This window comes from Flavobacterium sp. (assembly GCF_027484945.1).
GTDB lineage: Bacteria > Bacteroidota > Bacteroidia > Flavobacteriales > Flavobacteriaceae > Flavobacterium.
This window is the reverse complement of record NZ_JAIXRZ010000013.1, coordinates 42083-60481: the sequence shown is the minus strand read 5'-3', so window position 1 is coordinate 60481 and position 18399 is coordinate 42083. Positions and strand designations below refer to the sequence as shown.

General features: G+C 33.2%; 19 protein-coding genes and 1 tRNA gene. 8 read left to right on the top strand and 12 right to left on the bottom strand.

Going from position 1 to position 18399, the window contains the following annotated elements; all coding sequences use genetic code 11:
* Positions 1-58: 58 nt before the first annotated feature.
* Positions 59-508 carry a hypothetical protein gene (locus Q0039_RS01745; RefSeq protein ID WP_297508112.1) on the bottom strand — a complete coding sequence of 150 codons (450 nt, stop codon included), beginning with the start codon at positions 506-508 and terminating at the stop codon, positions 59-61.
* A gap of 296 nt (positions 509-804) precedes the next feature.
* Here Q0039_RS01745 and Q0039_RS01740 point away from each other — a divergent pair, with 296 nt between their 5' ends.
* On the top strand, positions 805-1422 hold the full coding sequence (locus Q0039_RS01740) for a hypothetical protein (protein ID WP_297508108.1): 618 nt from the start codon (positions 805-807) through the stop codon (positions 1420-1422).
* Positions 1423-1551: 129 nt separating this feature from the next.
* The gene (locus Q0039_RS01735; RefSeq protein WP_297508105.1) at positions 1552-2025 is read left to right on the top strand and encodes a hypothetical protein; all 474 of its coding nucleotides are present in this window, start codon (positions 1552-1554) and stop codon (positions 2023-2025) included.
* Between the two features lie 640 nt (positions 2026-2665).
* Here Q0039_RS01735 and Q0039_RS01730 read toward each other — a convergent pair.
* The 4 genes from Q0039_RS01730 to Q0039_RS01715 all read right to left on the bottom strand — a co-directional run bounded on the left by Q0039_RS01730 (position 2666) and on the right by Q0039_RS01715 (position 5222).
* Positions 2666-3046: a hypothetical protein gene (locus Q0039_RS01730; protein ID WP_297508102.1), complete on the bottom strand. Its 381-nt coding sequence runs from the start codon at positions 3044-3046 to the stop codon at positions 2666-2668.
* Between the two features lie 207 nt (positions 3047-3253).
* Positions 3254-4009, bottom strand: coding sequence for a hypothetical protein (locus Q0039_RS01725; RefSeq protein WP_297508100.1), 756 nt, complete (start codon positions 4007-4009; stop codon positions 3254-3256).
* 224 nt (positions 4010-4233) lie between these two features.
* Positions 4234-4581: a hypothetical protein gene (locus Q0039_RS01720; protein ID WP_297508098.1), complete on the bottom strand. Its 348-nt coding sequence runs from the start codon at positions 4579-4581 to the stop codon at positions 4234-4236.
* Positions 4578-5222 carry a recombinase family protein gene (locus Q0039_RS01715; protein ID WP_297508097.1) on the bottom strand — a complete coding sequence of 215 codons (645 nt, stop codon included), beginning with the start codon at positions 5220-5222 and terminating at the stop codon, positions 4578-4580. The genes Q0039_RS01720 and Q0039_RS01715 overlap by 4 nt, the downstream gene beginning before the upstream one ends.
* A gap of 293 nt (positions 5223-5515) precedes the next feature.
* Here Q0039_RS01715 and Q0039_RS01710 point away from each other — a divergent pair, with 293 nt between their 5' ends.
* Together Q0039_RS01710 and Q0039_RS01705 are read left to right on the top strand one after the other, a co-directional pair.
* The gene (locus tag Q0039_RS01710) at positions 5516-7066 is read left to right on the top strand and encodes a Fic family protein (RefSeq protein WP_297508094.1); all 1551 of its coding nucleotides are present in this window, start codon (positions 5516-5518) and stop codon (positions 7064-7066) included.
* A 607-nt stretch (positions 7067-7673) separates the two neighbouring features.
* On the top strand, positions 7674-8003 hold the full coding sequence (locus Q0039_RS01705) for a hypothetical protein (RefSeq protein WP_297508091.1): 330 nt from the start codon (positions 7674-7676) through the stop codon (positions 8001-8003).
* Between the two features lie 65 nt (positions 8004-8068).
* Here the strand turns inward: Q0039_RS01705 and Q0039_RS01700 are convergent, their stop codons facing one another.
* From Q0039_RS01700 to mce, 3 genes are all read right to left on the bottom strand, one after another.
* Positions 8069-8287, bottom strand: a complete 219-nt coding sequence (locus Q0039_RS01700) for a hypothetical protein (RefSeq protein ID WP_297508088.1) — start codon at positions 8285-8287, stop codon at positions 8069-8071.
* A gap of 149 nt (positions 8288-8436) precedes the next feature.
* A tRNA-Ile gene (locus Q0039_RS01695) sits at positions 8437-8513 on the bottom strand.
* A 125-nt stretch (positions 8514-8638) separates the two neighbouring features.
* Positions 8639-9040 carry a methylmalonyl-CoA epimerase gene (mce, locus tag Q0039_RS01690; protein WP_297508085.1) on the bottom strand — a complete coding sequence of 134 codons (402 nt, stop codon included), beginning with the start codon at positions 9038-9040 and terminating at the stop codon, positions 8639-8641.
* Between the two features lie 104 nt (positions 9041-9144).
* On the opposite strand from mce, the gene rbfA reads away from it, so the two are divergent.
* Both rbfA and Q0039_RS01680 read left to right on the top strand, forming a co-directional pair.
* A complete protein-coding gene (gene rbfA, locus Q0039_RS01685) occupies positions 9145-9537 on the top strand; it encodes a 30S ribosome-binding factor RbfA (protein WP_297508081.1) in 393 nt (130 codons plus the stop codon).
* Positions 9538-10737, top strand: a complete 1200-nt coding sequence (locus tag Q0039_RS01680) for an FtsX-like permease family protein (RefSeq protein ID WP_297508079.1) — start codon at positions 9538-9540, stop codon at positions 10735-10737.
* Here Q0039_RS01680 and dusB read toward each other — a convergent pair.
* The gene (gene dusB, locus Q0039_RS01675) at positions 10734-11723 is read right to left on the bottom strand and encodes a tRNA dihydrouridine synthase DusB (protein ID WP_297508076.1); all 990 of its coding nucleotides are present in this window, start codon (positions 11721-11723) and stop codon (positions 10734-10736) included. The genes Q0039_RS01680 and dusB overlap by 4 nt on opposite strands.
* Positions 11724-12063: 340 nt before the next feature.
* Between dusB and lepA the strand changes: the two genes are divergently transcribed.
* Complete coding sequence (lepA, locus tag Q0039_RS01670) at positions 12064-13860, top strand: translation elongation factor 4 (RefSeq protein WP_297508073.1); 1797 nt, start codon at positions 12064-12066, stop codon at positions 13858-13860.
* A gap of 267 nt (positions 13861-14127) precedes the next feature.
* On the top strand, positions 14128-15183 hold the full coding sequence (thiL, locus tag Q0039_RS01665) for a thiamine-phosphate kinase (protein WP_297508069.1): 1056 nt from the start codon (positions 14128-14130) through the stop codon (positions 15181-15183).
* Between the two features lie 3 nt (positions 15184-15186).
* Here the strand turns inward: thiL and Q0039_RS01660 are convergent, their stop codons facing one another.
* The 3 genes from Q0039_RS01660 to Q0039_RS01650 form a co-directional block, all read right to left on the bottom strand.
* Positions 15187-15855 carry a response regulator transcription factor gene (locus Q0039_RS01660; RefSeq protein WP_297508066.1) on the bottom strand — a complete coding sequence of 223 codons (669 nt, stop codon included), beginning with the start codon at positions 15853-15855 and terminating at the stop codon, positions 15187-15189.
* An 18-nt stretch (positions 15856-15873) separates the two neighbouring features.
* Positions 15874-17916, bottom strand: coding sequence for a tetratricopeptide repeat-containing sensor histidine kinase (locus Q0039_RS01655; RefSeq protein WP_297508063.1), 2043 nt, complete (start codon positions 17914-17916; stop codon positions 15874-15876).
* 71 nt (positions 17917-17987) lie between these two features.
* Positions 17988-18215 (bottom strand): hypothetical protein, encoded by a 228-nt coding sequence (locus Q0039_RS01650; protein WP_297508061.1) that lies wholly within the window; start codon positions 18213-18215, stop codon positions 17988-17990.
* Between the last annotated feature and the right edge of the window lie 184 nt (positions 18216-18399).

The window sequence follows — 18399 nt, the reverse complement described above, 5'->3', positions numbered from 1 at the left end:
TAAAATTAAAAAACCGCTGAATTACAGCGGTTTAAGTATAATTAATTATTGAATTATTTTATAATTGATATTCATTTCCATTAATATCCTTGAATAGTAGTGGTATTTTATTGGTAAAATACTCTTCAATTTTCATTTTTGCTACTTCATTTATATTGATTTCATCTAGTCCCTTTGGAAAATCTTTTAATGAACCTATATAAACTCCTATATAAGCAGGTTTTCTATATTCTCCTTTATATTTATATTGCCATTTAACTCTTGCCAATATACTTTTATTTGCATCTCTATTCTTTACAACCGATAATTTATAGGTGTAATTTAATCTATAATGAAGTTCATCAATCTTTTCTTTCCAAAAGTTATAAGTTTCAAGAACTTGTTTATTGTTATTACAAAATTCATTAAAAGCAATCGTGGTTAATGGAATAATAAATGGTATGCTTGAAGATGAAGAATCAAACCCGTAACCTCTAAAATCAAATTCTTTTCTATTCCCTTTTTTCATATCTAATACATTAATTAATTTTATGCAATGTAATAATAAAAAGCATACATACCAAATACCATACTCCCTATGGGGATAGTCCTCCCCCCGCTGGGGGTATCCTTCCATAAGTAGCCCCTTCCCTAACCTAATTATATATGGGTGATAATATTGCTTATAAACATCAACTCAAAAAATTAATATATTAGAACTCTATTTAAAAAAATATTGGGTCAAAACTTAAAAAAATTTATAGAAAAATTTAGTCAAAAAATGACTTTTCCCATTTTTACGAATACTTATAATAAAAGAGTATTATGAAAAAGTTAAAGCCATTATTTGGATTTGGATGTAAATCAGACGGAGAAGGATTAATTTCAATAGAGGTGGATTGTGAATTTCCACAACAGCGGGACAATTGCCTTAAGCTGTATAACAGGTTAGAAGAGTTAAAAATTGTTGAAAGCAAGATTGAATTTCCTCTGCGATTAAAACATTGGACGGTAACAATCAATCCAACTGATAAATTTACAATTATGAATTATTTTAGAATTGATGGAATTAAAAAAATTGTTGAGGAGAATAAATCCAAACTAATAGATAAGATAACTTTTGTAAAACCGGAAGTTCAATATAACAAAAAAGCTAAATACCCCAATCTTCACATCCATTTTTATCAAGTTTCAGAAGATGTTGGAATAGAAATTATGGATATTCAGGATATGATAGAATCCTGTTTTATATATTATGCGAACACCAAACAGTTTACCAAAAAAAGATTATCAGATTTGGAAAAATATGTTAATGCATTAGAACTACAAATAATGTCCTTTTTCCCAATGGAATTGGTAGTATTTGATATTGAAAATGGGGATAACATCCTTGACTTCCCTCAACAAATGCGTATGTTAAAGAGTGTAGAACTACCATTTTAATACCTTTAATGGGGTGAATACTGACCTTTTTTGCTGGGAAACACCGCTAGTAATATTAAAGTAATAAACTAAAATCGGTCTAAAACAGGTCTGGGGGATTATCCCCATTACAACAATCAATCAATATTTATGAATAAGCTACAACAGAAGATAAAGTCATTACTTCGTGAAATAAAAGAACAAAAAGAAAATAGGTATTGGTATGTTGCGACAATTACCTTTTCAACCGAAACATTTTACCGAAGAGTTAATAGTGTTAGTGAGTTCTATAAAAGATTATCCAATTCCAAAACAGGATTAGTAGGTCAATCTTCCAACCGTGAATGGTGGAGCAAATTGAGTCCCTCCGGATTTTATGATTTTACTCCAAATAAGGATATTATTGTTTTATCATTCGTAATGGAAACTAAAGCAAAACTAAATGAAATTGAATTTAAAGCAAGGGCCAAAAAAATAGTTCCCTACCTTGAGATTAGTATTGGAACTAAAGAGCAAAAAGAATATGAATTTGAATTGGCTTTTGAGAGGGAGTATTACCAACAATATGAACCTAAAACAGAGGTGTTTGGAGATATTAAAAGAAATACGGAATTACCTTTTTAACCTCTAGACAAATAACATTAGGTTATAAAAAAACCACAGCTTTTGAACTGTGGTTTTTAACTTAAATAAAATGCTCTTTAATTCTTTATTGTTTTTTTTTGTATTTAATATCTTATTATTGTGTATCATTATATTACGAGCCTGTTTTCACCAAAAAAGTCCCTTTACTCCATTCTGCACAGGTATAATGCCAAATTTGTAATTAGGCATCTACTTTTTTATATTTGACGTTTCATTTCTACAATTATTTAAAGAATAAGTTTAATTCTTTATATTAGTTGTGCTTTTTAAGTATTAGTCTGTTAAACAAACTATCAAGCAATTTTCCCTTTTTAGAAAAGAAACAAATTTAAAGATAGCGAGGATGCAATTGTTAAATATAGAAATGGTGATTTATAACTCCACCTTTCAGAGCTCCAAAAATAGATACATACTAATGGCAATATAAATGTAAAAAGTATCATTGGTAGCCAGATAATTTCAAAAATAGCACCAACAAAACTTGCCTGATATACATTCACATTTTTGCCCGTAAGCCAAAAAACAGTTATTAATATAATTGCCACTAAAAGCAAACTTGCAATTAATATTCTATGTCGATTTCTTTTTGTTTCCATAATAATGTATTTTAATTTTAATGTTATTGTTGAGTAAGTGTATATTTATCCCCATTTGATTTTGTCAATATCAAAACGTTGCCATTCATATTGTAGTTCCATTGCCCGTTTAGGATTAATGTCCAGTCAAAATCAGCAGTCCACGCGCAATTACTATCAAAAGTTATTGTGTTGCCTGAAATCAAATAGGTTCCATTACAAAGTGCTGGAAATTTTTGAATGGCGCTTTGTCCATTAAACGAACCATTTATTAAATTCAATTGTACATTTGAACTATTTCCATTTCGTTCAAAAATTCCGGTATAATTTCCATTAGTATTTGGCGAAATCGTAACTTCTTCACTTTTGTTACAACTAATAGTAATAATTAGTAAAGTCAAGAAAAAAAAGATTTTTGTTTTCATAATGTTTTTTTTATTTGTTATTGATTTGATATTAATTTTTTGTGTTCATTTCTCGTAAACTGACGCCTAACGTTCCCAGGCTTTACGTCTGTTGCGGATTAAATAAACCTTAACTTTCGGTTTTGCACTGACTTCAAAGATTCAAAAGAAACTTTAAATTAAGCCCAAAACCCGCAATAGCCTAAAACCTGTGTTGGTAGCTGTTTTTTATATTAAATTTCTAAATATTATAATAACTAATGTCGTTAAAATTAATAATGTAATCGAGATTTTATTTATAGTTATTTCTGCGTCAATTATTTCCATCTTTTTATATAATCTTAATGTACTTAAATAAGTCATAGGTACAAAAACAGTAGGCAATAAACTAAACCAAACAGCAATTGGTAAATTAAGTAATGATACTCCAATAATTAAAAAAATGATTGGAAAAATTAATAGTTGTTTTTGACACTCTTTTTTATCAAATAGTTCTTCATTTTTATAGAATATAAACTCTTTAGATAAATATTGGAATAATTTTTTTGTAATTAGAAATGTGATAACTGCAATAATTATTGAAATGAAAAATGGCATTTTAAAGTAATTAAAAACTCGACCAGTATCACCATCTTTTATAAATGGAGCAATTAACATATAACCCAAAAAATTTAGAATATTACTCATACCAAACCATAATAAAAAAAGTTTCATTAAAGATGGTTTAATAAGTTTTATAGATATAAAAAGAATCAATATTCCAATTATTAATGAGAAAGTTGGTCCTGCTAAAGCAATTAACATTAATTGTTTTTCTGATGGTTCAATTAAAGGTTTAACATAATTATGATGCAGTTCAGGATTCAAATTAAAATATTCTGCAATTAAATAATGCGCTGATTCGTGCAAAATTATTGAAATTAATGATGTAGAAATTGCTATTAAAATACTATTTATTCCTAATGAATTGTTTTTTAAAGTCATTTTTTATTTTTTAGAGTTTACAAAGTTCAAACTTCTGAATTTTGAATATTCTTTTTAAATAAATTATTCTTAAATGTTGATTTTCTAGGATGAATCGTCATTTTTAGGATAAAATAGCAACCAACTAGTATATACGCCTGACAAAGTCCGACTTATCACCCCAAAATTGGGTAGATTGGCGAAAGTTTGTATCGCATTATTTATTTCAAATATAGTCTTTTTTATTAAAATTGTTTAATAAATAAATAATTATTGGTTGTTGCTATTTTAAGGTCAAGCTCCACAACTTCAATATAATATACTGTATCTATACATAACAATGCAGTATTGATATTAAACAATAAAAACTCTTTAATCAATAGTAGTTCATTCAAATGAATGGGTTTTAATGATTTTATAGTGATTTTCTCTGAAGAAGTTAGAAAATAATTTACATTACTTCGGTTAGAAATAAAAGTTAATGAGTTTAATCGAATGGAATAATGTTTACCAAACTTTCTTTTTATTAAAGTATTCAATACTTTATTTAATAGGACATAAACTTTTGAAATAGATATAGGTTGGTCAATCATATCATTTGAAGTTTATGTGCGGTTGATTTCACTTTCAAGACGGTGTTTGTTGATTTATTTGTTAGCCCGGATATTTGCCGGATTGATAATTTCTTTTTTAATAATTTCAAAACATCCGAATGTTTTTGGATTGTTTCTTCCTCGGTTTCAATAGAACCTGATTTTCTTCCCACTTTACCGCCATTATTAATATGATTACGATAGCCGGAAACCATCCTGCTTTTAGTTAGTTGTGCTTCCATATTAGCAACACTAAACAAAATCTGAACCATAAACATAGATAATGAATTGGGGGTTTTATCATCGTTCAATGTTTCCAAGTTGAAATTTTTAATGTAAATAGATACTTTTTTATCTGTCAATAGTTGAATGTTCTGCAAGGACTGAATTACCGAACGACCAATTCTACTTAATTCCCATACTAATACTTTATCAATTGCACCCTTTTCAATCTCTTCTAACATCTTTGAGAATATTGGTCGGTCTTCATTTTTCTTATAACCACTAACTTTTTCTTCATATACCTCAACGAGTTTGTAACCCATTTTGTTTGCATACTCAATAAGTTCATTTGTTTGTCTTTCGGTGTCCTGACGATTGCCTTCAGAACTCACTCTGGAATAGATTACTGCTTTTATCATAATGTCTCAATTTTATCCTTTGAATTTCGTTGAGGCTAACATACAGCGGAAAACCTATATGTCGGCGCCTGTTTTTGATATTTTTTTGAGACAGTAATTAAATTGAGACAACCTGTTGCGTTTTAGCTTGAGGTTAGTTATTGATTTTTATTTAAAGAATTTATTTTTCATCCATTTATTATTATTTACATATATTTGCATCAAATTATAATAAACACACATCGTTAAATTATAATAAACACACGACGACTTATTATAATAAACACACAGCACTATACTATAACAAATACACGATGGCAAAACCGGCAGAAAAACTAGCAGAATCACTAAAAGTTCTCCAAGCAATACAAAGTAAGGGCATTGTAGCTATTAAATCGGAAGATTTAAGTAGAACTCATAAAGACCGACTTATTGCTAATGGTTTCATAAGAGAAGTTATTAGAGGCTGGTACATTGCGGTAAATCCTGAAGAAAATAAAGGTAATAGTACCTCTTGGTTCACTTCTTATTGGGGGTTTTGCTCGAAGTTTTTGGAAGACCGATACGGTGATGATTATTGTATTTCTGCCGAACAGTCATTGTTGCTTCATTCAGGTAACGAGGTAGTTCCAAATCAGATGATAGTGCGGTCAGTTAAGGGTAAAAATAACAACACTTCTTTATTATTCAATACTTCGTTATTCTGTATGAAATCGCCACTATCAGAATTAGAAGGTGTAGAGGTTAAAAACGGATTGAGAATATTAAATCTATCTTCCTCTATTATTTATTGTTCTCCAACAATTTTTGTTAGTAATCCAATAGATGTGAGAACGGCATTAAGTATGATAAATGATGCTTCTGAAATTTTAGGATTATTATTAGATGGCGGGCATAGTTTGAAAGCCGGAAGAATAGTGGGGGCATTTAGAAATATAGGAAATTCTAAAATAGCAGATGAGATTTTGAAAACGATGAAGTCAGCAGGTTATGATGTGCGAGAAACAGACCCATTTGAGCAGAAAACGGCAATACCATTATATTCAAGAGAACGTTCCCCATATTGCAATAGAATCCGTTTAATGTGGGTTGAAATGCGAGATGAAGTAATTAAAGCTTTCCCAAAGCCATTAAATATTAATTTGATAGACAAAGCGACTTTTCTAAAAAATATTGACGATATCTACGTAACCGATGCGTACCACTCTTTATCAATTGAAAAATATAAAGTCACTCCGGAACTAATTGAAAAAGTCAAAAGTGGCAAATGGAATTTAGGTGATAATGAAGAAGATAAAAAACATAGAGACGCTATGGCTGCAAGAGGTTATTGGCTTGCTTTTAATAGTGTAAAAAATAGTATTGAAAAAATTATTGATGGCGGTGATTTAGGTAAGATACTTTCTGAAGAACATAGTGATTGGTTTAGAGAATTATTTTCGCCAAGTGTAACTTCAGGTATTTTAAAACCTTCTGATTTAGCAGGATACAGAAGACATCAAGTTTATATTGGACAATCACAACACGTACCAGTAAATGTGGATGCTGTAAGAGACGTAATGCCAATTTTATTTGAATTAATAGCCGAAGAACCTGAAGCATCTGTAAGAGCAGTTTTAGGACATTTCATATTTGTTTATATTCACCCTTATATGGATGGAAATGGTAGGATGGGCAGATTCTTAATGAATACATTATTAGCATCGGGAGGTTATAAATGGATGGTAATACCTGTTCAAAAAAGAGATGAATATATGAATTCCCTTGAAATGGCTAGCGTCAAACAAGATATAGAACCATTCGCTAAATTTATTGGAGATTTGGTAAAATTAACAATGGACGGTAAGCCTGTTGCGGAATTATAATAAAAAAAATTATAGCTAATATAAACCATTTGGTTCTTTAATTATTTTCTAAACTTTTTTTTGAAAAAAATCACCCTAAATGATGACTTTTTGAAATATTACTATATTTATTATAGTATAGAATATATGAGTTGAAATTAAATCAACTGGCAAACCCCACCACGAGAAGAAGAGGATATGAAGTGGGGGAAGATGTTTCTATTATTTAAAAAAATCCTTCTTGAACGGTTCTGGATAAAGAAGGTCGGGTCATACCGCAAAAACTCTGTTGGGCTGAGAAATCAGTTGAGCAACCACATTCAATTTAATTATTGGATGTCCTTACAAACAGTAAGGAGCCCAGCCCAGAGCGAAAGAGGAGATTATAGAACTTCCTTTTATTAATTATAATTTTAATAAATTATTTAATAACCTCAAGCCACCTAGCGAGAGGTTGATTTACTTAAATTATCTTCATTTAACTTTATTATAATGCTGTACAAACTTTCCAAATAAAAAAATTTATTTTATGCAGTACAGCAAAATTAGTCTCTATATTTTTGTCAAAGAATTCAGGTGGCCACCCATTCAAAAAACAATTTAAAGAACAATTTAAAAATTAATTATTATGACAACTTTCAAAACATTATTCCCTGATTCACAATTTGAATTCAACAAAACAAAGTACAACAACAAATCATACGCAATGGCATACTATGACTTGGTTAAAGATGTCCTTGAGGGCAAACACGGGGAGTTTGCAACTAAAAAAGATGCTTCAATAGCATTGGGAAGAACAATCTGTTTAGATTATAATGAATTACCTGAATCAGTACTAAAACAGAAGTTATACAAACCCCTTAATGATATTTATGTTGTAACCAATAAAGATATTAAAGGGTTTAATTCAGCTATTCAACGCATCTCTAAAAAACTTAAAGTTGAGGTGGTATTCTGATAAATACTATTCAAAATAAATAACCCCCAGTATAAGCTTATAGACTTATATTGGGGGTTATTTATTTAACAATCACAATTCCGGATTTCAATTCTTATTTTTTTATTTAAACCAAGGAAATAGCCATTTGGTCTATCTCGCATTGAACATACAAAACTTTTATCGTCATTCAACTTTAAAGTTGTTTCAATAGCATAAATCAAAGCGTCTGTAAATTGTTCATTGTTTTCAAAATCTTCTAAATGAATTTTGAACACTAGGGTTGAAGTTTTAGGATTTTTCATAAGATATCTTTAAAAATAAATATCTCACATAATCAAAAAACACTATAAATATTGGAGTTTAAAAAAGTTGAGCACGATGTTTTGCTCAACTTTTTGCTCAACTTTTTAATAAGAAACCCTTGTAAATACTGATACTTACAAGGGTTTTGTGGTGGTCCCACTTGGGCTCGAACCAAGGACCACCTGATTATGAGTCAGGTGCTCTAACCAACTGAGCTATAGGACCCATCTACTTCACTAACTTCAATTAATAATTGTGTTTTGTGAATAAAGCCAAGGCTTTTGTAGCGGATGCAATATTAAAACTATTTCTGCGATTCTGCAAACGATTCAAGAGATAACTTTTTACGATTATTCCGCTTCTTGACACAGCTCGATCAATACGCCATTGGTCGATTTAGGATGCAAAAAAACAACTAATTTATTGTCAGCACCCAGCTTGGGCTGCTCATTCAATATTATAAAACCCTCGCCTTTTAACCGTTCTATCTCTTCATAAATGTTGGCCACGTCAAAAGCAATATGATGAATCCCTTCACCTTTTTTCTGAATAAACTTGGCAATCGGACTGTCTTCACGAGTGGATTCTAACAACTCAATTTTATTGGGTCCATTCATAAAAAAAGAAGTTTTCACACCCTCACTTTCTACTTCTTCTTCTTTATAGGCTGGGACGCCCAATAGTTTTTCAAACAAAGCATTTGATGTACTAAGTGATTTCACAGCAATTCCAATATGTTCTATTTTTCTCATACCATTTCATTTACCACAAAGATAGAAAATAGCTAATGGGTATAATACGGATTTTATCAAATCGGGAAAAATTCAAATTCCGATTAAAGTTGTATTTTTGTCAAATGGAATCAAATAGACAGAAAAAAATAGGGAGTGTACTGCAAAAAGATTTAGTCGACATCTTACAAGGCGAAGTGCGTAAAAACGGAATTGCCAACTTAATCATCTCTGTTTCTAAAGTTAATGTCACTACAGATCTTTCTATTGCTAAAGTATTTTTAAGTGTTTTCCCGGCTGAAAAAGGCCCTGAATTATTAACTGCTATTCGTTCTAACACCCCTTTAATCAAGCACGATTTATCCCAACGGGTTAAACTACAATTGCGAAAAGTGCCCAATTTAATTTTCTATATTGACGACTCATTAGAATACATTGAGCAAATTGACCGCGCGCTTTCTGGTCAAGAAAATCCTATTGAAAATCGTGAATTATTAGCTAAACGCAAAAAATCGTAAGTGAATATTTCGCTCTACATTGCCCGTCGCTATTTATTTTCATTGAGCAAAAACACCTCAATAAATATCATTACGGGTATTGCCTCCTTAAGTATTATTGTAGGCGCAATGGCTCTTTTTGTAGTTTTATCGGTTTTTAGTGGATTGCGCACCTTCAGCCTCTCATTTTCTAATGAATTGGACCCCGACCTTAAATTATTTGCTAAAAAAGGAGAATATTTTACCCTACTTCCAGCGCAAATCCAACAACTTCAACAAGTAGAAGGTTTGGATCATTTCAGCAAAGTAGTAGAGAAAAGGGTGATGTTTCTTTTTGATGGAAAAACCCAATTTTCTTATTTAAAGGGAGTCGATAATCAATTTTCAAAAGTATCTAATGCTTCTGAAAAGTTGTTTAACGGGCAGTGGTTGAGCCCAAATTCTACGCAGGTTGTAATTGGCTATGGACTTTCTGAAAAACTTTCATTAGGACTTATGGATTACAACAATCCCTTTGAGGTATATGTTCCAAAACCGGGTCGTGGTGACTTGAGTTTAAATCCAGAAGACGCTTTCAATACCTTAATTCTATTTCCTGTTGGAATTTATGCAATTAATGAAGAATTGGACTCTAAATATGTTTTTGCAGACTTACGATTAACCCAAGAGTTGTTGCAATTAAAGCCAAATCAGGTTTCTAGTTTGGAAATTAAACTCAAACCAAATGCGAATGAAAAAGCGGTCATGACACAAATTGAATCGATTTTTCCAACCGCTTTGGTAAAAAACCGGGCCCAGCTTAACGAGACGTTATACAAGATGTTAAACTCTGAAAATATTGCTGTTTATTTAATTTTTACCTTAGTGATTATCATGGCGTTGTTTAGTTTGGCCGGTGCTTTAATCATGATGGTGTTGGACAAAAAAGGAAATTTAAAAACCCTCTATAATCTAGGTGTGGAAATAAAAGAACTTCGGCGTATTTTCTTGCTTCAAGGAACAATACTGAGTGTTTTGGGCGGGATATTAGGACTCGGATTGGGTTCAATTTTGGTTCTTCTTCAACAAAAGTTTCAACTTATAATGATTACACCATCGCTTGCCTATCCGATCGAATTTCACTGGGAAAACTTGGTTTTAGTTTTTGGGACTGTGGTAACTCTTGGTTTTATCTCGAGTTGGATTGCGAGCAGCCGGGTTTCAAAAAAGATAATGGACTAAATCACCAAACCCATAAAATGGGTCGCTATATCTTCAAACACGCGTAACAAATCATCACGGCCATCGGTTGTCACCAATCGGGTTTTGTATTCTTTGAAGTTGGGAATCCCCTTAAAATAATTGGTATAATGACGGCGCATTTCCACTATTCCTAAACGTTCTCCTTTCCATTCCATCGACCATAACAAATGATTGCGCGCTGCTTCTATACGATCTGTAATTGTGGGTGTTGGCAAGTGTTGACCTGTAGCGAAATACTGTTTGATTTCATTAAAAATCCAAGGATAACCAATCGCCGCGCGGCCAATCATTATTCCGTCTAAACCATATTTATTCTTGTACTCCAGCGCTTTTTCAGGAGAATCAATATCGCCGTTTCCAAATATGGGTATATGAATTCTCGGATTGTTTTTGACGCGCGCAATATGCGACCAATCCGAGTGACCTTTATACATTTGGGCGCGGGTTCTGCCATGAACCGTTAAGGCATGTATCCCCACATCTTGCAACCGTTCGGCTACTTCATCGATATTGATCGAATTTTCATCCCAGCCCAAACGGGTTTTCACCGTTACGGGTAAATGCGTACTTTTTACAACCGCTTTTGTCAAACGAACCATCAAGTCAACATCTTTCAAAACACCGGCACCGGCACCTTTGCAAACTACTTTTTTTACTGGACACCCAAAATTAATATCCAATAAATCGGGTTGAACCGTTTCTACAATTTTGGCACTGAGCGCCATCGCTTCTTCATCACCACCAAAAATTTGAATGCCTACAGGACGTTCATAATCGAAAATATCCAATTTCATCCGACTCTTAATCGCATCGCGAATGAGGCCCTCAGACGAAATAAATTCGGAATACATAAGGTCGGCACCATGCGTTTTGCACAATCGGCGAAACGGTGGATCACTCACATCCTCCATCGGCGCGAGTAGTAAAGGAAAATCTGGGAGTTCAATGTTTCCGATTTTGACCATAAAGAATACAATTCAGGAGGCAAAAATAAAACTATTCTCGCATTAATAAAGTGAAAATCAACCGAAAAGAAGTTAACCCATTGTAAATCAACTGCTAAAACTTAAAATTAAGCGCAAAAATATCCCTAGCTAAACCGACGCAATACACGCGATATTCTAAACTTTGCGTTATATTTGCAAGGTGTTGCGCTAGGGATTGCAGCTAAGTACCCCGCCGTTGCCGCTAGGCAGGCGTGTACTGCGAAAAGCCCGGTACGGAGGCACGACGGAAGCGTCCCAAGTATTATTTTAAATGATGTATTTTAAATTTTAATGCGCGACCATAAAAGGACTATTGACGATGAAAAATATTCGGAATTTTTGCATTATTGCCCACATTGACCACGGAAAAAGTACGTTGGCGGATCGCTTGTTGGACCAAACTCAGACTGTAACTGCGCGCGAAGCTCAAGCGCAATTGCTAGACAATATGGATTTGGAACGGGAACGAGGCATTACGATTAAAAGTCACGCCATTCAAATGGAATATACCCAAAATGGGGAAAAATATATTTTAAACTTAATTGATACCCCGGGTCACGTTGACTTTTCGTACGAAGTTTCACGTTCAATTGCTGCTTGCGAAGGAGCCTTGTTGATTGTAGATGCAGCACAAAGTATTCAAGCACAGACCATTTCCAATTTGTATTTAGCTTTAGAAAACGACTTGGAGATTATTCCTGTATTGAATAAAGTTGACTTACCTAGTGCCAACCCTGAAGAAGTGAGCGATGATATTGTGGATTTGTTGGGTTGTAAATTGGAAGACATCATCCATGCTTCGGGGAAAACGGGATTTGGTGTAGATAAAATTTTGGAAGCAATAATCGAGCGAATTCCTGCACCAAAAGGCAATAAAGAAGAGCCCTTGCAAGCTTTGATTTTTGACTCGGTATATAATCCGTTTCGTGGTATTGAAGTTATTTTTCGTGTGAAAAATGGAGAAATACGTAAGGGTCAGAAAATCAAATTCATGTCCACAGGCAATGAATATTTTGCAGACGAAATTGGTACCTTGAAACTGAATCAGGTTCCAAAAGAAGTGATTAGTTGTGGCGATGTAGGGTATTTAATTTCTGGGATTAAAGAGGCGAAAGACGTAAAAGTGGGTGACACGATTACCGATGCAAAAACGCCGACTACCCAAATGATTCAAGGATTTGAGGATGTAAAACCGATGGTTTTTGCCGGAATTTATCCCGTTGATACCGAAGATTATGAAGACTTACGCGCTTCGATGGAAAAATTACAATTGAACGATGCTTCGTTGGTTTTTGCCCCTGAGAGTTCGGCCGCTTTGGGCTTTGGTTTTCGATGTGGGTTCTTGGGAATGTTGCACTTGGAGATTATTCAAGAGCGTTTGGAACGGGAATTTAATATGACTGTAATTACAACCGTCCCCAACGTTTCGTATTTAGCCTATACCAAAAAAGATCCGGAAACAGCAATTATTGTTAACAATCCATCCGACTTGCCGGAACCTTCAAAACTGGACCGGGTTGAGGAGCCGTTTATCAAAGCTACAATCATTACCAAATCAGATTTCGTAGGAAATGTAATGAGTTTGTGTATTGAAAAAAGAGGAATCATTACCAATCAAACCTATTTAACTACGGAACGGGTTGAGTTGAATTTTGATATGCCTTTGGCAGAAATTGTTTTCGACTTTTACGACCGATTAAAAACCGTTTCCAAAGGTTATGCTTCTTTTGATTACCACCCCATAGGAATGCGAACTTCTAAATTAGTGCGTTTAGATGTACTGTTGAATGCCAATTCAGTAGATGCTTTATCGGCCTTAATCCATGAAGACAACGCCTATCATATTGGTAAGAAAATGTGTGAGAAATTACGCGAGTTGATCCCAAGACAGCAATTTGATATTCCGATTCAAGCCGCGATTGGGGCCAAAATCATTGCCCGTGAAACTATTAAAGCCTTGCGTAAAGACGTAACCGCAAAATGTTACGGGGGAGATATTTCGCGAAAGCGTAAGTTATTAGAAAAACAGAAAGCCGGTAAAAAACGTATGCGTCAGGTAGGTAACGTAGAAATCCCACAGTCGGCGTTTATGGCGGTGTTGAAGTTGAACGACTAGATTTTGACTATTTTAAATTTTGAATTATAAATGAAGTTCGGTTTTTGCCGGACTTTTTTTTGGGCAGCAGACACCTGTCCTTTTTTACGCGTATCCTCCCGCTCTTAGCTGTATCTCTGGCGACCCCTTTGGCAAGGAATCACCAGAGGATGCCGCTGCGATCGGGGCTGAATACACAACACCCATTTCAAAAATATAAACCCGATGTTTTAGTATTGGATTTCCATAAGGGTTAATGTACCTTTACCGCTTAAAACACATAAAACCATGTTGGAAGATAAAGCCCCACAACGAACACCGCTATCGCAATTGGGCGAATTTGGTTTAATTGCACATCTTACGGAAAAAGTGGAAGTTAGCCAGCCCACTACCCTAAAAGGTATAGGCGATGATGCTGCTGTTTTAAGCTTTGAAAACACCAAAACAGTAGTCTCAACCGACCTGTTGATAGAAGGCGTACATTTTGATTTGTCGTATATGCCGTTAAAGCATTTAGGATATAAAGCGGTGGTTGTTAATCTCTCTGATATTTGCGCGATGAATGCAACACCAACGCAAATTACGGTTTCAATTGCGGTTTCCAACCGATTTCCTTTGGAAGCTTTAGAAGAACTGTATGAAGGTATTCGTTTAGGGGCCAAAACCTATTCAGTTGATATTATCGGTGGCGACACCACTTCATCACAAAAAGGATTGATTATTTCAATTACTGCAATTGGAACTGCCCAAGAAAACGAATTGGTCTATCGCAACGGAGCCCAAGAATACGATTTGATTGTAGTAACGGGCGACTTGGGTTCGGCCTATATGGGCTTACAAGTTTTGGAACGAGAAAAGCAAGTTTTTCAAGTGAATCCATTAAATCAACCTGACCTAGACAACTATACTTATTTAATTGAACGTCAATTGAAACCAGAGGCGCGCACAGATATCAAAGGATTATTGGCGCAATTAGAGGTTCAACCCACTTCCATGATTGATATTTCTGACGGTTTATCCTCAGAATTGCTTCATTTGTGTAAAAACAGTTCCGTTGGTTGTAACTTGTTTGAAGAAAAATTACCCTTGGACCCTCAATTTATTGCTACATGTGAAGAATTTACTATTGACAGCACAACCTTGGCCATAAACGGGGGCGAAGATTATGAATTGTTATTTACGATTAAATTAGAAGATTTTGACAAAATCAAAGGGAATCCCCATTTAACTGTAATCGGACACATGACCCCAGAAAGTGAGGGCATGCATTTAGTCACACGTGCTAATACAAAGATTGAATTGAAGGCACGTGGTTGGAATGCACTTCAAACCGAAACCGAATAATAATTACAATAATAATCCGCGATCGCGCGCTACGGATACTAAGGAGGCATCGTCACTACCTGAAATTCCGAGAAGGTCTTTCAAGTTTTCTTTTCGTGTTTTTACCGAACTAGATGAGATCGTGATGTATAATGGGATATCATCGTAATTGACCCCTTTGTTTAAATAGTGTAATATTTGGCGGTCGATTACATCGATGTATACTTTTTCTTTTTGTTGGTTATTTAAGAATTTAATCACCGAATCACTATAATACGTATCACCATTAAGTATAGAGGTAAGGGCTAAAATCATACTATCAAAAGTCAGATCATTTTTAATAACTAATCCCAAGGGATTGATTTCTTCGATAATGGACATGACTTTCAAGCTTTCGGAATGCATAGTTAGAAGGGCAATTTTACATTCTGGCATCGTTTCCTTAATCAATTTGGCCAAATCTTCACCTGTATTAATGTTTTTCTCAGGATATTCTGGCATACTAACATCTAGGAATGCAACATCAAAGGGTTGTGGACTATTGCTAATCGTTTCAAAACCAGACTTGCAATCTGAAGCTTCAATAAAATTAAAGGTTATAGATTTATCGGGAAATAGGTTAATTACATTTTTATAGCCTTGGATGATAAACTGGTGATCATCGACAATTAAAATATTGATTGTTTGGGACATAGCAATATATATTTTTTGTTAATGTTTGATGTTTTTTTGCTCCAATGGAACTGTTATACTGATACGGGTACCTTTTCCTGGGGCAGATTTGATTTCGATAATTCCGTCACTTTCGTGGGTTCGGGTCACAATATTTTTAAGGCCGATCCCCTTACTTTTCTTATCAACTTCAAATCCTTCGCCATCATCGGTTATATTCAGCACTAAATTACCCTTTTTATCCTTACGGAATTCAACTTTTATAGTATTTGCTTTGGCGTACTTGTTGATGTTTTGTAAACATTCTTGAAGAATTCTATAAAGATTGATCTTGGTTGTATTGCTTAATATGTCCCAATCGACCTGCTCATCGAGAATCGTAGTAAGTTTGGCTGGATTAATTTTGGCTTGTTCTTCAAATAAATTATTGACGATAGCAACGAAATTATTGACCAATACATACTTTTCTCGGGAAAGTTCATGAGAGATTTCTCGTAAATCTTGTTCAATAACTTTTAATTCTTCTAGGCAATGAATTCGTTCTTGAATGGCTGCTTCATCTTCCCGGTGATTGAGGCCATCAAGGTTTAGGCGTAGGCCAAATAAACGACCTAAAACACCGTCATGTAATTCTTTTGCAATCCGATTTTTTTCAAGTACACGTCCTTCTTCAAGTTTGTTTTGTTGCGAAATGATAAGCTTATAAATATCTTCATTCGCGCGTTGCTGTGCCTGACGTAACAAAAGCTCACGACTTTTTGCCCGTTGGGCGCGCATAAAAAACAATAAAGTCCCAATAGCAATGGTTCCGATAAAATAATTGAGAATACTTCGATTTTTTTGCTCGAGTGAGTCTTTTTGCTGAAGAATTTCATCGGTTTCGAGCTCGATTCTAGCAAAACGATCCTTTGATTTTCTCTCCAGCATTTGTAGACTATCATTTAATTTAATGTAATAATCAGAATAATTTAAACTTTTCTTTTTATTAACATTTGAAGCCTGCTTATAAGCTGCAATTTTATATAAAGGTGTATTAAGCTTTAAAGCATTTTTTATTGCAATATCAGAATAGTATACAGAATTTATTGTGTCTTTTATACTAGCATAATATTCTGACAAATGAATATTAACAATTGTAATTGTACTTAAATCTTCAATTGAATCTTTTTTATCTAAAGATTCAAAAAATAAATCTGGTAAACCTGAAAATTGATTTGACTTTAGCTTTGAGTATGCTAAATTATCAATTATTATAGAATACAATCTAGGATTATCATCAATTAAATTTCTACTCTTTAAAGCAAGATTGTAATAATAAATTGATTTTTTATAATCTTTTAAATCATTATATAATAATCCTAAGTTGTTCAAACAATTAGATTCTTGATGTTCAAGATTATTTAAATTTCCTTTTTTTATTACATTTAATGCTTGTTTGTAATAATAAATTGCCCTACTATATTCTTTCAATTCAGCAGAAACTGAACCCAAAGTATTTAGAGTTGCATATAATTTTTGAAAATCATTACCATTCTTAAATATTTGATATGCTTTTCTTAAAGATAAATCTGCACCTAAGAAATCATTAATCTCTAACTGAACAATTCCTTTTTTTAATAATATAATAGGGTAATTTTTTTTATCTTTTATTTTATTGAAAACCTTTTCAGATCTAGTGTAAAAATAAAATGTGCTATCCAAATTATTTTTTTGATAATAATAATTACCTATGTATCTTAAAGACAAACCATAATATAAGCTGTCATTATATTTTAATGAATTTTCTAATAAAACTAAAGACGCACTTTTATACTTCCCCCAATCTTGAAATTCAAAATAATTATTTAAATATCTATCAAAATCTTTTAAATCTTTTTTTTTTAATTCCTTTGATAATTTATTAATAGCCTTATCATTATATTTTAATCTTTCCGTTAAACTTAAATCTTTGTTATAAATTTTACTATTAAAAAAATTTAAATCTTTTGAAGAAAATTGATCATCACTACTTGTTCCCTTTTTCTCACACGAAAAAAAAGAAACAAGCAACACAAGGTTAAATATTTTTATAAAGTTTTTCAATTATCGTTTTTACAAAAATAAAAAAAGCCAACATAAAATGTTGACTTTCTTAATACTTTTTATTAAATATATTAACTCCCAGTACCCACTTGACCACGGCCACCAATACTCAAACTACCTGTACCCACTTGGCCTCTACCGCCAATTTCATAACTACCTGTTCCCACTTGGCCTCTACCACCAATTTCATAACTACCTGTTCCTACTTGGCCTCTACCACCAATTTCAGAAGGAGTACTAAAGGATGTTAATATTAACATCATTGTAAATAATGCAGAAATAATTGCTGACTTTCTCATAATCGTATGCTTTACTAGTTATTATTAAATTTTAAATGGTTGAATTGCCTTTGATTTGAGGGTATTTCAACGGAGTAAAACTAGTATAGCACGGGAAGTCAATTGCTATTTCCGTGGGCGTTTTATGTGAATGTATGTCGTTTGGTAGTAAATGATACTCAAATTTTGGTGAATGCGCTATTTT

What these genes read in the sequence shown, in the direction of transcription:
- Q0039_RS01745 (WP_297508112.1), bottom strand. Translation starts at nt 508, where the DNA reads ATGAAAAAAGGGAATAGAAAAGAATTTGATTTTAGAGGTTACGGGTTT.
- Q0039_RS01725 (WP_297508100.1), bottom strand. Translation starts at nt 4,009, where the DNA reads ATGACTTTAAAAAACAATTCATTAGGAATAAATAGTATTTTAATAGCA.
- rbfA (WP_297508081.1), top strand. Translation starts at nt 9,145, where the DNA reads ATGGAATCAAATAGACAGAAAAAAATAGGGAGTGTACTGCAAAAAGAT.
- Q0039_RS01660 (WP_297508066.1), bottom strand. Translation starts at nt 15,855, where the DNA reads ATGTCCCAAACAATCAATATTTTAATTGTCGATGATCACCAGTTTATC.
- Q0039_RS01715 (WP_297508097.1), bottom strand. Translation starts at nt 5,222, where the DNA reads ATGATAAAAGCAGTAATCTATTCCAGAGTGAGTTCTGAAGGCAATCGT.
- Q0039_RS01650 (WP_297508061.1), bottom strand. Translation starts at nt 18,215, where the DNA reads ATGAGAAAGTCAGCAATTATTTCTGCATTATTTACAATGATGTTAATA.
- Q0039_RS01730 (WP_297508102.1), bottom strand. Translation starts at nt 3,046, where the DNA reads ATGAAAACAAAAATCTTTTTTTTCTTGACTTTACTAATTATTACTATT.
- lepA (WP_297508073.1), top strand. Translation starts at nt 12,064, where the DNA reads ATGAAAAATATTCGGAATTTTTGCATTATTGCCCACATTGACCACGGA.
- thiL (WP_297508069.1), top strand. Translation starts at nt 14,128, where the DNA reads ATGTTGGAAGATAAAGCCCCACAACGAACACCGCTATCGCAATTGGGC.
- Q0039_RS01705 (WP_297508091.1), top strand. Translation starts at nt 7,674, where the DNA reads ATGACAACTTTCAAAACATTATTCCCTGATTCACAATTTGAATTCAAC.
- Q0039_RS01740 (WP_297508108.1), top strand. Translation starts at nt 805, where the DNA reads ATGAAAAAGTTAAAGCCATTATTTGGATTTGGATGTAAATCAGACGGA.
- Q0039_RS01720 (WP_297508098.1), bottom strand. Translation starts at nt 4,581, where the DNA reads ATGATTGACCAACCTATATCTATTTCAAAAGTTTATGTCCTATTAAAT.
- Q0039_RS01710 (WP_297508094.1), top strand. Translation starts at nt 5,516, where the DNA reads ATGGCAAAACCGGCAGAAAAACTAGCAGAATCACTAAAAGTTCTCCAA.
- Q0039_RS01700 (WP_297508088.1), bottom strand. Translation starts at nt 8,287, where the DNA reads ATGAAAAATCCTAAAACTTCAACCCTAGTGTTCAAAATTCATTTAGAA.
- mce (WP_297508085.1), bottom strand. Translation starts at nt 9,040, where the DNA reads ATGAGAAAAATAGAACATATTGGAATTGCTGTGAAATCACTTAGTACA.
- Q0039_RS01735 (WP_297508105.1), top strand. Translation starts at nt 1,552, where the DNA reads ATGAATAAGCTACAACAGAAGATAAAGTCATTACTTCGTGAAATAAAA.
- dusB (WP_297508076.1), bottom strand. Translation starts at nt 11,723, where the DNA reads ATGGTCAAAATCGGAAACATTGAACTCCCAGATTTTCCTTTACTACTC.